Raw genomic sequence first — 13,009 nt, 5'->3', positions numbered from 1 at the left:
AAGAAAAAACTCTAGGAAATCACTTAGGAATTTATTAGCTGCATTCACCAAGATGTAATGTATATTCATGATGCTTCCTACTGATTAAAGATTATTTAGGGGGAATTTATCGTCTTCATAAGGTAAGAGGCATACTATTTGCTAGGTACTGGAGCTTTAAAAAATAAGCCTTCATTTCACACTTCCATACTTTTAATAATAAAGCTATGTTAAAGTTTGGTGTTGATTTTGGAATCATCGAATCAAAATAGCTTATTCAAGATAAGAAGCATTCATCTGGAATAAGGAGTGTTGGTGGTGAGTGGTTGATTCGGTGGGAATTTACTCGCTTTCCGCGGAAAGCGAAGCATTTCACCGCAGCCCCTTCCTCACAAAAGTAACGGGTCCAGCTTCACCAATTATTCAAGATTATGGTGCTATTAACGAAGAACATAAAACTATTTCATTATTATATCAACAACAAACTTTAACACAGCCAATAATAAAAAGAGAAAGAGGTCTTCCTATGTTTAACCAATTAAAAGCACTATTTCCTGAAATACAACTCCTTACTCCACATTTAGACGTTGATACAAATGAATACATATGGTTTAAAACGGAAGACAATCAAGTATTAGGGCTTCCGCAAGACACTACTACAAATCGTGAAATTCAGTTGCTCTCCACTTTTCTACAGCCTTATGATATTCGTCATTCTACCCTTTCCACACGTGAACAATTATGGCAGAAATGGATTTATCATACCGATAATGAGGACTTAACGAATGTGAACGAAAAATTCCCACACAAATACCGATACGTATTCTTCTCCATTCGTGGAAAAGATGTTGATTTAGATGCTTTTCAAGAAGCCATTCAATCCTTATTCCCTTATAAAATGCCCTTACTTTGGGAGAGTCAGGATCAAGGCTTTATCATTGAAGAACACTTTGACCACTTTTCGGAACCCATTGCATACGAAGATATTATTGACGTTCTCATGAGTGACTTCTATATTACATTACAGTTATACATCACACCCTATTACTATGATAAATCAGACATACAAAATGGTTACAATTGGGGATCCAAATGCTTCGGAATGGTCCCTTTCAATCCGTCTAGGCCTGTCCTTTTATATACAGATGTCATGCCTTACCTATACACAAATAACTTAGATTACATGGACAAAGAGTATATTCATTCGACAATATTAAAACCTGTTATTGACGAACCCGATTTACTTCATACCATTCGAGTATTCCTAGCCTGCAATTCAAACGCTACACTCGCATCTAAAGAATTGTATATGCACCGTAATAGTCTTCAATATCGAGTGGATAAATTTATTGAAAAGACCGGTATTGATGTAAAGCAATTCCAAGGTGCTTTGATAACGTATCTTGCCCTTATTCAACACCACCATGATGAAATGTAGGTAGGATGCACAAAAGCGCTTTCATAGTTTTGTGCACACCTTCCATTTACCATGTCCACAATATTCGATAGACTTAAGTTAATTCAAAACGCTCTACATATTGGGGAGGAATTAAAATGGCTGAAATCGCTTTAAAGAATATCCAAAAAGTTTATGATAAAAATGTAACTGCTGTAGAAGATTTTAATTTAGATATTGATGATAAAGAATTTATTGTGTTTGTCGGTCCTTCTGGTTGTGGTAAGTCCACTACGCTTAGAATGATTGCTGGCTTAGAAGAGATTACAGATGGGGATTTCATGATTGATGACAAACGCATGAACGAGGTAGCTCCAAAAGACCGTGACATTGCGATGGTTTTCCAGAACTACGCTCTTTACCCACACATGAATGTATATGATAATATGGCTTTTGGTTTAAAGCTTCGTAAATTTAAAAAAGACGAAATCGATCGTCGTGTAAAAGATGCTGCTAAAATTTTAGGTCTAGAAGATTACCTAGATCGTAAACCAAAAGCACTTTCTGGTGGTCAGCGTCAGCGTGTTGCACTTGGACGTGCAATTGTACGTGATGCAAAAGTATTCTTAATGGATGAACCATTATCGAACCTTGATGCTAAGTTACGTGTACAAATGCGTGCTGAAATCCAAAAGCTTCACCAACGTCTACAAACGACTACCATTTATGTAACACACGACCAAACAGAAGCGATGACTATGGCTACTCGCCTTGTAGTTATGAAGGACGGTATTATTCAACAAGTAGGTCGTCCTAAAGACGTTTATGATCAACCAGAAAACGTATTTGTCGGCGGATTTATTGGTTCACCAGCTATGAACTTCTTATATGGCAGTCTTTCAGAAGGATATTTTGAACTTGAAAATTACAAGCTTAAAGTACCAGAAGGCCGTATGAAAATGCTTCGTGAGCAAAACTATGTAGGCAAAGAAATCATTCTTGGAATTCGACCAGAAGATATTCATGATGAACCTGTCTTCATTGAATCAAGTTCAGAAAGCAGCTTAAAAGCGACTATTGACGTAGCAGAATTGATGGGATCAGAATCCTACCTTTACTCGTCTGTAAGTGGTCAAGAATTTATCGCACGTGTAGATTCTCGCTCTGATATTGATGGCGGTCAGCAAATTGACCTTGCACTTGACATGAACAAAGCACATTTCTTTGATAAAGAATCCGAGCTACGAATTCGCTAAAGAAAAGCGCAAGCGCCCTGCTTGCGACGTATGAGCTGCGGCCCACACGACGTGGGTTGGTTCGATGTTGCTGCGTGATGCAGCAATCTTAATCGAACTTCCCCTGATACCGCAGGAGATAAAGAAAACACGAAGAACGAAGTGATTTGATGTTGACTTATCGGACGGAGGTGAGGGAAGCACACTAGTCGCTGGGCGCTGGAGCTAGACACGTAAGCGTCAGAAATTTATGCTTTCTTTACTCATAAAGAAAAGCGCAAGCTCCGAGATTCGCTTATTTGTAAATAAAATAATGCGCACGCAAAATAAAATGGTTAAACCGGGTACCCAAAGTGGATACCCGGTTTTTTACGTCCAAAATAATGTCCTCACTACAATCCTTACCTATGTAATTCATGTATTGGAACATGACGATCCTCATTACATTGAGAGCATTGATATAAATGAATACATTCATGTTCTTCTGTAGAGTTTTGATCTCCGTCAACTAATTTTAAACCTTCATCATCTAAGTAGGGGCTATAATCATCTAAAAAATCGACCACTCTTCCTTGCTCATTCATTTCCCCATTGCATGTGGGACAGTGAACGACAATTGTTTGGAGCCCATTGCATAAAGGACAGACAAACATCCTTTTCCCTCCTTATGTATATCTTGTTTCTCACTTACCCTTTGCCTTATATTACTAACCTTCCAGAATTCGTTGAAAAGAGGAATGGTTCCCCATCCCTCTTTATCCATTACGTATAAAATTATTTTGCTTGACCACCGTATTGTTGCTCAGCCATTTGAACTAAGCGTTTAGTGATTTCGCCTCCAACAGATCCGTTTTGACGGGAAGTGGAGTCTGGACCAAGTTGAACTCCGAACTCTTGAGCGATTTCGTATTTCATTTGGTCTAATGCTTGTTGTACACCAGGTACTACTAATTCATTAGAGTTGTTATAAGCCATGTGTTTTCACCTCCTGTGTATGAATATTGTCACCCAATCCTGATTATTATATGAGAAAATAATTTTGGTAATTTTTACACTCTGTTTTTTTATATAATCTGTTGTTTATTTTCTTCTTACACTATTCAAAAAAATTTAGATTTGCATTTTTATATGTGAAAGTGATTTTCGTTTTCCTACTTTATTCAAAAAACTTTCTACTTATTTATTATTATTTTTCATACTATCGTTTCTAGAAAAAGTGGAGATATTTACCTCTTATAATAAGAATGTTACTTCACATAATAGTAATACAAACTTATCAACCAAACATAATGCAAAGGGCTACTTAGTATTAGCTGGTGCAAATCCAGCAAGCCCACCAAAAACAAATAAAGAGGTGAATTGTTATGGCGAACAATAACTCTAACCAGCTTGTAGTTCCTGGTGTACAACAAGCTCTAGACCAAATGAAAACTGAAATCGCACAAGAATTTGGCGTAACTCTTGGTCCAGATTCAACTGCACGTCAAAACGGATCTGTTGGCGGAGAAATCACTAAGCGTCTTGTTCAGGCTGCTGAACAACAGTATGGCGGACAACAACAATAATTAAATAGCAATGGAAAAGCCCTCAAACAGTTGTTTGAGGGCTTGTTTTGTTTAGTTTACTTTGCATTTGGCTTCGTCATGGCTTTCGCATCAATGTACTCATCAAATTGCTCTTCCGTTAGAATTTCTGTTTCAATTGCAGCTTCTTTAAGCGTTAGACTATTTTCAAATGCATACTTTGCAATCTTTGCAGCTTTCTCATAACCAATGTGAGGATTTAATGCTGTAACAAGCATCAATGAATCCTTTAGATATTGTTCAATTTTCTCATGATTTGGTTCAAGTCCTTCCACACAACGCTCATTGAAGGAATTCATGCTATCAGCTAGTAGCTGACAGGATTGCAAGAAGTTGTATGCAATAACTGGCTTAAATACGTTAAGCTCAAAGTTTCCTTGACTTGCTGCAAAGCCAATTGTTGCGTCATTCCCCATAACTTGAGTCGCTACCATTGTAACTGCTTCACTTTGAGTTGGATTGACTTTACCAGGCATAATAGAGCTCCCTGGTTCATTTGCCGGAATGGTAATTTCACCAATTCCACAACGTGGTCCACTAGCTAACCAACGTACATCGTTTGCAATTTTCATTAAGTCCCCTGCTAGCGCTTTAAGAGCACCATGGGTATGAACAAGCTCGTCATGGCTTGTAAGCGCATGGAACTTATTCGGTGCAGAGATAAACGTTTCTGAAGTTACTTCATTAATAGCTTTGCATACTTGCTCTGAGAAATCAGGATGCGCATTCAATCCAGTCCCGACTGCAGTACCACCTATAGCTAACTCATATACGTATTCTAAACTTTGTTTCAGCATGCCTTCTGTCTTTTCTAACATACGATGCCAACCGCTAATTTCTTGTCCTAATGTAAGAGGCGTAGCATCCTGCAGATGAGTTCTACCTATTTTCACAATTTCCTCGTAGGCTTCCATCTTTTCTTTTAGTGTTCCTTTAAGATTGGCAAGTGCTGGGAGTACCTCTTGTTTCACCTTCATAACTGATGCAATATGCATAGCTGTAGGATAGGTATCATTAGAACTTTGTGATTTGTTTACATCATCATTCGGATGAAGTTTCATATCATAATTTTGTTCCGTTAACCATTCATTACCTACATACGCCATCACTTCATTGACGTTCATATTGGATTGGGTACCACTACCAGTTTGCCAAACGACTAATGGAAAATGTTCTTCTAGTTCATCACTCGTAATACGATCTGCCGCATGGGAGATTGCTTCTGCTTTCTCTTTTTCTAATAATCCAAGTGCATAATTGGCTTTTGCAGCACTTTTCTTTAAAATAGCGAATGCATGAACAACTTCTTTCGGCATCCGTTCATTACCAATTGGAAAGTTTTGAACACTTCGTTGTGTTTGGGCACCCCAATACTTATCAGCTGGAACCTTAATCTCACCTAGGGTATCTTTTTCAATACGATATTCCATAGTTATCCTCCCTTAATTAACACCGCTATTCCATGCTCCCTATATGTATAAAACGTTTTGTTCGCTTTTCTTTGTTAGGGATGCATTTTTGTAGGATGCGCTTTCAAAATATCTGTTTCATTTTTCTCACATTTCACTTTCGATGTCTATTATAACATTCCTTCCTTTTAATAGCAGTTTTCAAGTAATGAATCCATATTTTTAAAGAGGATTAGAAAATGAGAATTGTTCACAGGATGTTAGAGTTTTCATTCTCATTCGGCGGGAATTATCCATTATAATAAGGGTAATCAGGTCATCCTTACCTTAAGGAGGGAGCTAACTATGCCTAATATTTGGACTCACATTTTATTTTGCGAGGATCTTATAGATTCTATTGGAGCAACAGAGGAATGGACAGCCGTTCAACCTTACTTTAACTTAGGTGCCCAAGGACCTGATCCATTCTTTTATCATAATTTTTTGCCATGGAAAAAAGATGGTTCGGTTAATGAAATTGGTAATGTCCTTCACCATCACTATTGCGGACCCGTTTTATTATCAATGATTGAGCAAGCAAAGCGTTCATCTTCTTTATCTACGAAAGCTTATGTAGCTGGCTTTGTTACCCATCATATCTTGGACCGGAATACACATCCTTTCATTCATTACTTAGCAGGATACCATAAAAATAAACACCAAGAGCTCGAAGTTATCATCGATACAATCATGATGGAACGTTATCGAAACCTACAAACCTGGAAAACACCTGTATATAAGGAAATTAATGTTGGACGTTCGTTAGATGCTGAAATTGAATTATTACTTGATAAGTCCATAGAACTTTATTTTCCTAAGGAACGAAAAAACGTGCCTTCTCATTATATTCAAGCCGCTTATAAGGATATGAAGCGAGCCTTGCGTGTGCTGTACGATCCATATGGATGGAAAAACATATTACTCGGATCCATGATCTCATCCTTTTCTCATCAACCTGTAAAAACGGATAAAGACTATTTGAATGAACAGCAAAAGATGTGGAGGCATTCAGCAACAAACGAATCATTCACAGAAGGATTCTTGGATTTATATGAACACGCACGAGCCGAAGGAATTGAAGTGCTATCAGAGCTATTTAGCTACTGGGAATCACCTACAGAAGGGAAACGATATGCTTTACAAACAATATTGTCTAACATCTCGTATGATACTGGAAAACCTATAGACTTGCAGCTAACTAATCAATATTGTGATCCCATTGTATAACTAGAGAACACATTTTTTTGTGTTCTCTTTTAATTTGCTTTGTCCCAAAAAGCTTTTGGTGTATTTGATTCAAAATGGACCGTACTTTTGGATATCGGATGTATGAAGGTAATTTCCTTAGCATGAAGACCTAAACGTCCGATTGGATTTTGAGTCGCCCCATATTTCTTATCTCCAACAATGGGATGCCCCATATCTTGCATATGAACACGAATTTGATTTTTTCGACCAGTATCTAGCCTCAATTCTAAAAGGGAAAAACTAGTAGTAGATTGAAGTAATTTATAATGAGTAACAGCTTTTTTACCTTTATTAGGCTGGTTACTTGAATACATTACATGTGTCTTTGTTTCGTTTAACCATGATGTAATCGTTCCCTCTGTTTTTGTTACCTTTCCTTCTACAAGTGCAATATAGACTCGTTCCTTCACCATACTCTTCCAGTCTTCTTGGAATTTATATTTTACTTGTTCAGATTTCGCAAAAATCATGACTCCAGATGTATCACGATCGAGCCGATGAACAATATAAATTCGATTTTTAGGATGCTTCGTTTTTACATAATCGGAAAGCTGACGATAGGCTGTCATTGTTTTTTCTTGAGATGATGCCATAGATAATAATCCTGATTCTTTATTAATCACAATAAGATCTTTGTCTTCAAAAAGTATCGTCATTCCTTGTAATCCAGTACCTCTATTATGTTTAGATATCGTAAGTGTTTGCCCACTTTCTAACGGGTGATTATGCTGTGTAACAGTTTCACCATCAACAGCAACTTGCCCTCTCGACAAGATTGATTTAACTGCGTTTCGGCTCCGATTCGTCAATACTTTTTGTAAATACGGGAGTAGCGTCGTCTTTTCATGTACAGCATATTGTTTCGGCTCTGCTTTCCCGGTTTGTTTTTTATATTTATTTTTCATTTGTTTAACTCCATTCTATGAACCCTAATTGGTTATACTTTATCGCAGTAAGTACAGGAAGTACATACAAAATATTCCTACCACATTGTATTTCACAGATTACGAAAGCGTCTTTTTACATCTAAGAAGCTGGAGACTAATATGTACGTGCTATAATATATAATTAAATTCAATAAAAATCCCAGATCACCTTTTAAGGGGTAATCTAGGAAGATTTAATACATATTTTTCACGTATGAACATCTGTTGTATTGGCTTCAAATGTGGCTTCTTGTGCTTCTTTCTCTCCTTTTTCAACATCAACCTTTGTTAATAGGATAATGCCCGCAATAAAGAAGACAACAAGAGAGAATATACCAAGTCTACTTGACCCAGTAAGCGTGCCTACAAGAGCGAATAAAAAAGGACCAAATATAGCAGCAAATTTTGATGAGATACCATAGAAACCAAAAAACTCTGCGTGGCGATCATCTGGAACCATACGTCCAAAGAGAGACCTACTTAGCGCCTGTGCCCCACCCTGTACAAATCCTACACAGGTAGCAAGAGCATAGAAATGCAGAGCAGTGGTCATGAAGTAACCTAATATGACAATTCCAATGTAAATGTACAACGCTAACAATAGAGCTTTTTTGGCAGAGATTTTCGTAGCAAGCCATCCAAATAAGAACGAGAAAGGAATCCCGACAAATTGTGTAATCAGGAGAGCCATGATTAAATCAGATGTTCCAATCCCAATTGATGTTCCGTAGCTCGTTGCCATTTTGATGATGGTCGAAATACCATCATTGTATAACCAGAAAGCAAGAAGGAATAACAGCAATTGCTTATACTGATTAAGCTCTTTAAACGTAGAACCTACTCGTTGGAAACCAATTTTGATATAGGAGGTATTTTTACTAGGCGTCGTTTTTCGTTCTTCGTGAATGTTTTTAAATAAAGGAATCGAAAATATAAACCACCATACTCCTACCGAGACAAAAGAAATCTTTGTTCCAACATTCGTGGAAGGCAGACCAAACCATTCGTATTTTTGAATGAGAAGAAGGTTCACTGCCAAAAGAAGTCCTCCACCTATATAACCAAATGCAAATCCTTTTGAAGAAACTCGATCAATATCTTCTCCTTCCGCAATCTCAGGAAGGAAGGCATCGTAGAAAACATTTGCTCCAGAAAATCCAACTGTTCCAATAATCATAAGTAGAGAAGCAAATAAATATTCACCTGAATCTACAAATGCTAACATTACACTTGCAATCATCCCCATATACGCAAAGAAACGTAGAAATTTTTTCTTGGCAGCTGAATAGTCACTTATCGCTCCGAGTATTGGAGCTAAAATCGCAACAATAAGAACTGCAATTGATTGTGTGTACCCCCAATAACTAGTAGCCACTGCTCCATCTAAACCTGAAGCAGCTACTTGTGAATAGTAAATTGGTAAAACAGCAGCCATGATAGTAGTTGCAAAGGCGGAATTTGCCCAATCATAGAGAGCCCAACTTCGAACGAGTTTTTTATTCATATGTACCCACACTTTCGTAAGGTTGTATATCAAGAATAGCAAATGTATGGACAAACACCTATGTTTTTACGAAATTTTACAATAATTTAATGTTAATAGGGAGGAGAATAGAATGAAATTAACCATTTTTGGGGCAACAGGACGAGTAGGTCAAAAAATGGCCAAGTTAGCACATGATCAAGGATATCAAGTTCAGGCACTTGTGCGTGACAGCTCAAAGGCTAGAAAACTTATTCCTTTCGCTGAGCTTATAGAAGGGGATGCCACAAATTCACATGACATTCATAGAGCACTTATTGGCTCAAAAGGTGTATTATCTAGCCTTAACACAGATAAAACTACTACTCTAACTACAGCTTATCCTTTAATTATTGAGCACATGAATCAACTCGAACTCAAACGTATCGTGACAATTGGTACGGCTGGGATATTAAACAGCCGTTATGAAGAAGGAAAATTCCGCTTCCAGTCATCTGAATCCAAACGAACCAAAACCTTCGCCGCAGAGGAACATGCAGCTGTTTATAAGATGCTGGAACAGTCAAATCTAGATTGGACAATCATATGCCCTACCTATCTTCCAGAAGGAGAAGCTGAAGGGGAGATACGCTATGAACGGAACATGCTCCCTCTTGATGGCAAAAAAATAACAACAGAGGATACTGCTAGGTTTGCTTTTGAAACATTTCAAGAGCATCGTTTCTCACATAGCCGCGTTGGAATCTGTTATTAAAGCTCATAGTGCACTTTCTGTAAGCAATGCATATGTAATTTAATATGCTTCCCATTTTCATCTATGAAAGAATTATAAAGTTAAAAAAGGATGCCTTATTAATAAGGCATCCTTTTTACTGAAATTATTCTGGCACTAGACCAAAATATTCTTCGAGTGTTTGTTTGTTTTTGTATATTTCCGTTGCTGTTTCCTCGCCAATATAACGTAAGTGCCAAGGTTCGTAGCTATAACCTGTTATATCTTCTTTTCCTTTAGGATAACGAATAATAAATCCATAATTATGAGCATGATTGGCGAGCCAATCTCCTTCTTCTGTTTTTCCGAATTCCTGTACTAGTTTAAAAGATACTTGAGCTACAGTTACATCCATTGCTAATCCTGTTTGGTGTTCGCTATGGCCAGGTTGTGCTGAGAATTTATTGGCTTCTTCTCTACCATAAGCATCTACGTTACTTTGATAGATTTGTTTTTGGCGCTCATAAGAACGATAGCCTGAGGCAGCAACTAATTCTAATCCCTGTTCACTCGCAGCTGCAAATAGTTCTTCTAGATGAGTTGCCGCTTCTTCTCTCATTTGTTTTTTAGGTAAGAACTGTTCAAAATAAAATGGAACATCAGGAACCGTCAAATCTGAAGGTATATAGCCTTTAGGTAATTGACGTTGTTTATTGATGATAGCTTCCACACTAGTATGATCCTCTACTACGTCCTTAGGCGCAGAATTGGAACTATTGTTACTAGAATCACTATCTTCCTGATTTAAAGAATTAGAATCTTTTTGATTATCTAATTGATCCTGATCTTTATCCTCTGAAGATTGATTCTCATCTTCGGTATTATCTGGTGGTTGTTCTTCACTTTCTGGTTTTGCCTCAAAGTCTTCATCAGGCTTATTCTTCGCATCTGGCTGAGATTGACGTTCAGACGAAGATGTAGAATTTTTAGGATCTTCATCTCCACTGTCCCCTATGGCACAAGCAGAGAGTGGTATAACAAACATTATCATCATTATGGTTCGTAAGGTTTTTTTCATGTTGTAGTTCCTTTCATTTATACTCATCCTTTACAGAATATAACATGAGTCCTATCAGCCGCAAATGTTAAACACAAAGATGAAAACAGGAAAAAGTCTTAGCCCTTCATAGCTAAGACTCTATTTCACCACTGCATATATGACTCATAATCTATTTATTTAGACGTATTATATATACTATCCGTTTCACTGTTTGATTGTTTCTCCAAATTTTCCACTGACGACCTTGTACTATGAATGGATTGTAATAGAGCTTGCTGTTTTTCCGTTTGATCCGCTACCATCATTTGTAATTCCTGCATTGTAGCACTTGTTTGTTCAATTACTGAAGCCAGTTCATTAACAGAGTATTGAATCCCAGAAGAGGAATGTTGTATTTCGGTTGCTTGTTCACCAAATTTTTTAAGCTGCTCAATAAATAAGGCGATTTCATTTGTGATTAATGTAAAACCTTCTGAAACACGTTGAGTGATTTGTAGACTGTCTAATAACTTTTGTTCGTTTTCAATCACTTGTTTTCTAGTATCATCTGCGTCAGATTGAATGTTTAATAGATTTTCATTTATTTGCTCAGCTGTTTGACTAGAAGTTTCGGCAAGCTTCCTCACCTCTTCTGCAACCACAGCAAACCCTTTACCTGCATCACCAGCTCTAGCAGCTTCAATACTAGCATTTAAAGCCAATAAATTAGTTTGACCTGCGATGGTTTGTATTTGACTGGTAAATCCAGTGGATTCAGCAATCTTATTCCGTAATCCATCCATTTGCTTACTCATTGTATGAAAAGAATGCTTGAAGTCTGACATATTTATATTTAATTCTTTCACTGAATCTTGTCCTTCTTCTGCTTTAGTCTGTACATGCTGCCCACTATCTACTAGCTGGTCAAATGAATCAATCATATCTTGGAGCAACTTACTGGCTTGGTCAGTTGCGGTGGTAATATCCATAACGGAGGCTGATTGGTTATGTGAGGCTGCAGATATCTCTTTAAATGACTCATTCATGCTATGCATAGCATACGTATTATCAGAACTGTTTGTATGGATATGTGCCATATATGTATAGACTTTTTTCGCTGTTTCTTGAATATGAGAGGCTTGTTCATGCTGTTGTTGAAGTAAGAACTCACTTTTAGACAGCGACTCTCTTGCATCTGTAAGTAGTCGTTTAGATAAACGTACCTGGATGAATAATACAACGAACACTAGTACATAAAACACAAACGATATAGCCATTGCTCGCCCATCAAAACCAAGAGCACTACCTTTTTCTAATGCAAAAAAGATTAATAACACAGCTCCTAATACTCCACCTGTCACTAATACTACAATCGATAATGAAACAGCTGCTACAGCAAGCACATAGAAGGTGAACAGCATGTTTGTCACGTATTCAGATGCCATCATTACCACAAAAGCAATACCCGATAAACTAATAATGGATAGATATGGTATTACTTTTTGATACACATTTTTGTGATAAAGCCAAAACATTAAAAAAACACTTAGGCTCCCACCACCACCAACAGCAATCATATTAAGCATAGGTGCTTCCACCATATACTCAGCACCTAACCCTAACAAAACCGAAAAAGCTAGTATTTTCGCAATAACTCCATTTTGCTTAGTTTGTACTTGTTCCATTTTAGTATTTTCTCTCATTTCCCTACCTCCCCCAAGTGAATTTCCTCCATCAATTGTCAACATATACTTTTATTTTACATTTTTTCGCACTTTTTTCATAGGTTGATATTCCTAAAATTTTCAAGTTGCACCCATTATATTAAGTTCTATCTTTTAGATGAAACCTCTTTTATATAGGCTGTGTTAAAGTTTGGCGTTGATATAATAATGAAATAGTTTTATGTTTCTCCATAATAGCACCATTATGTTGAAGACTTGGATTCGAGATATTATGG

At 37.2% G+C, this 13,009-nt stretch carries 12 protein-coding genes; 5 read left to right on the top strand and 7 right to left on the bottom strand.

The window, feature by feature from the left end; all coding sequences use genetic code 11:
• Positions 1-301 precede the first annotated feature (301 nt).
• Together N782_RS12565 and N782_RS12560 are read left to right on the top strand one after the other, a co-directional pair.
• On the top strand, positions 302-1,417 hold the full coding sequence (locus N782_RS12565; protein WP_052111324.1) for a PucR family transcriptional regulator: 1,116 nt from the start codon (positions 302-304) through the stop codon (positions 1,415-1,417).
• Between the two features lie 116 nt (positions 1,418-1,533).
• On the top strand, positions 1,534-2,631 hold the full coding sequence (locus N782_RS12560; RefSeq protein WP_036820475.1) for an ABC transporter ATP-binding protein: 1,098 nt from the start codon (positions 1,534-1,536) through the stop codon (positions 2,629-2,631).
• A gap of 380 nt (positions 2,632-3,011) precedes the next feature.
• On the opposite strand, the gene N782_RS12555 is transcribed toward N782_RS12560, so the two are convergent.
• Both N782_RS12555 and N782_RS12550 read right to left on the bottom strand, forming a co-directional pair.
• Entirely contained in the window at positions 3,012-3,263 is a 252-nt protein-coding gene (locus N782_RS12555; RefSeq protein WP_036820472.1) for a hypothetical protein, read from the bottom strand.
• A 121-nt stretch (positions 3,264-3,384) separates the two neighbouring features.
• Positions 3,385-3,585: an alpha/beta-type small acid-soluble spore protein gene (locus N782_RS12550; RefSeq protein ID WP_036820470.1), complete on the bottom strand. Its 201-nt coding sequence runs from the start codon at positions 3,583-3,585 to the stop codon at positions 3,385-3,387.
• 389 nt (positions 3,586-3,974) lie between these two features.
• On the opposite strand from N782_RS12550, the gene N782_RS12545 reads away from it, so the two are divergent.
• Positions 3,975-4,175: an alpha/beta-type small acid-soluble spore protein gene (locus tag N782_RS12545; RefSeq protein WP_036820467.1), complete on the top strand. Its 201-nt coding sequence runs from the start codon at positions 3,975-3,977 to the stop codon at positions 4,173-4,175.
• 56 nt (positions 4,176-4,231) lie between these two features.
• Here the strand turns inward: N782_RS12545 and fumC are convergent, their stop codons facing one another.
• Positions 4,232-5,623, bottom strand: coding sequence for a class II fumarate hydratase (fumC, locus tag N782_RS12540; RefSeq protein ID WP_036820464.1), 1,392 nt, complete (start codon positions 5,621-5,623; stop codon positions 4,232-4,234).
• Positions 5,624-5,947: 324 nt separating this feature from the next.
• Here fumC and N782_RS12535 point away from each other — a divergent pair, with 324 nt between their 5' ends.
• Entirely contained in the window at positions 5,948-6,868 is a 921-nt protein-coding gene (locus N782_RS12535) for a zinc dependent phospholipase C family protein (RefSeq protein ID WP_036820459.1), read from the top strand.
• A gap of 29 nt (positions 6,869-6,897) precedes the next feature.
• Here the strand turns inward: N782_RS12535 and N782_RS12530 are convergent, their stop codons facing one another.
• The gene (locus N782_RS12530; protein ID WP_036820457.1) at positions 6,898-7,794 is read right to left on the bottom strand and encodes an RluA family pseudouridine synthase; all 897 of its coding nucleotides are present in this window, start codon (positions 7,792-7,794) and stop codon (positions 6,898-6,900) included.
• 229 nt (positions 7,795-8,023) lie between these two features.
• Positions 8,024-9,319 (bottom strand): MFS transporter, encoded by a 1,296-nt coding sequence (locus N782_RS12525; protein WP_036820455.1) that lies wholly within the window; start codon positions 9,317-9,319, stop codon positions 8,024-8,026.
• 112 nt (positions 9,320-9,431) lie between these two features.
• On the opposite strand from N782_RS12525, the gene N782_RS12520 reads away from it, so the two are divergent.
• Positions 9,432-10,052, top strand: coding sequence for an NAD(P)-dependent oxidoreductase (locus tag N782_RS12520; RefSeq protein WP_036820453.1), 621 nt, complete (start codon positions 9,432-9,434; stop codon positions 10,050-10,052).
• A gap of 124 nt (positions 10,053-10,176) precedes the next feature.
• On the opposite strand, the gene N782_RS12515 is transcribed toward N782_RS12520, so the two are convergent.
• Together N782_RS12515 and N782_RS12510 are read right to left on the bottom strand one after the other, a co-directional pair.
• The gene (locus tag N782_RS12515) at positions 10,177-11,088 is read right to left on the bottom strand and encodes a M15 family metallopeptidase (RefSeq protein WP_036820450.1); all 912 of its coding nucleotides are present in this window, start codon (positions 11,086-11,088) and stop codon (positions 10,177-10,179) included.
• Between the two features lie 155 nt (positions 11,089-11,243).
• Positions 11,244-12,752, bottom strand: coding sequence for a methyl-accepting chemotaxis protein (locus tag N782_RS12510; RefSeq protein ID WP_052111323.1), 1,509 nt, complete (start codon positions 12,750-12,752; stop codon positions 11,244-11,246).
• Positions 12,753-13,009 lie beyond the last annotated feature (257 nt).

The sequence above is a fragment of the Pontibacillus yanchengensis Y32 genome (genome assembly GCF_000770635.1).
Classification (GTDB): Bacteria; Bacillota; Bacilli; order Bacillales; family BH030062; genus Pontibacillus; species Pontibacillus yanchengensis.
Note: the sequence above shows the minus strand (reverse complement) of the source record. Positions and strands in the feature narration are given on the sequence as shown.

Bases quoted from the DNA above. Each gene is read 5' to 3' on its own strand.
- N782_RS12560 (WP_036820475.1), top strand. From the start codon at position 1,534: ATGGCTGAAATCGCTTTAAAGAATATCCAAAAAGTTTATGATAAAAAT.
- N782_RS12555 (WP_036820472.1), bottom strand. From the start codon at position 3,263: ATGTTTGTCTGTCCTTTATGCAATGGGCTCCAAACAATTGTCGTTCAC.
- N782_RS12550 (WP_036820470.1), bottom strand. From the start codon at position 3,585: ATGGCTTATAACAACTCTAATGAATTAGTAGTACCTGGTGTACAACAA.
- N782_RS12545 (WP_036820467.1), top strand. From the start codon at position 3,975: ATGGCGAACAATAACTCTAACCAGCTTGTAGTTCCTGGTGTACAACAA.
- fumC (WP_036820464.1), bottom strand. From the start codon at position 5,623: ATGGAATATCGTATTGAAAAAGATACCCTAGGTGAGATTAAGGTTCCA.
- N782_RS12535 (WP_036820459.1), top strand. From the start codon at position 5,948: ATGCCTAATATTTGGACTCACATTTTATTTTGCGAGGATCTTATAGAT.
- N782_RS12530 (WP_036820457.1), bottom strand. From the start codon at position 7,794: ATGAAAAATAAATATAAAAAACAAACCGGGAAAGCAGAGCCGAAACAA.
- N782_RS12525 (WP_036820455.1), bottom strand. From the start codon at position 9,319: ATGAATAAAAAACTCGTTCGAAGTTGGGCTCTCTATGATTGGGCAAAT.
- N782_RS12520 (WP_036820453.1), top strand. From the start codon at position 9,432: ATGAAATTAACCATTTTTGGGGCAACAGGACGAGTAGGTCAAAAAATG.
- N782_RS12515 (WP_036820450.1), bottom strand. From the start codon at position 11,088: ATGAAAAAAACCTTACGAACCATAATGATGATAATGTTTGTTATACCA.
- N782_RS12510 (WP_052111323.1), bottom strand. From the start codon at position 12,752: ATGAGAGAAAATACTAAAATGGAACAAGTACAAACTAAGCAAAATGGA.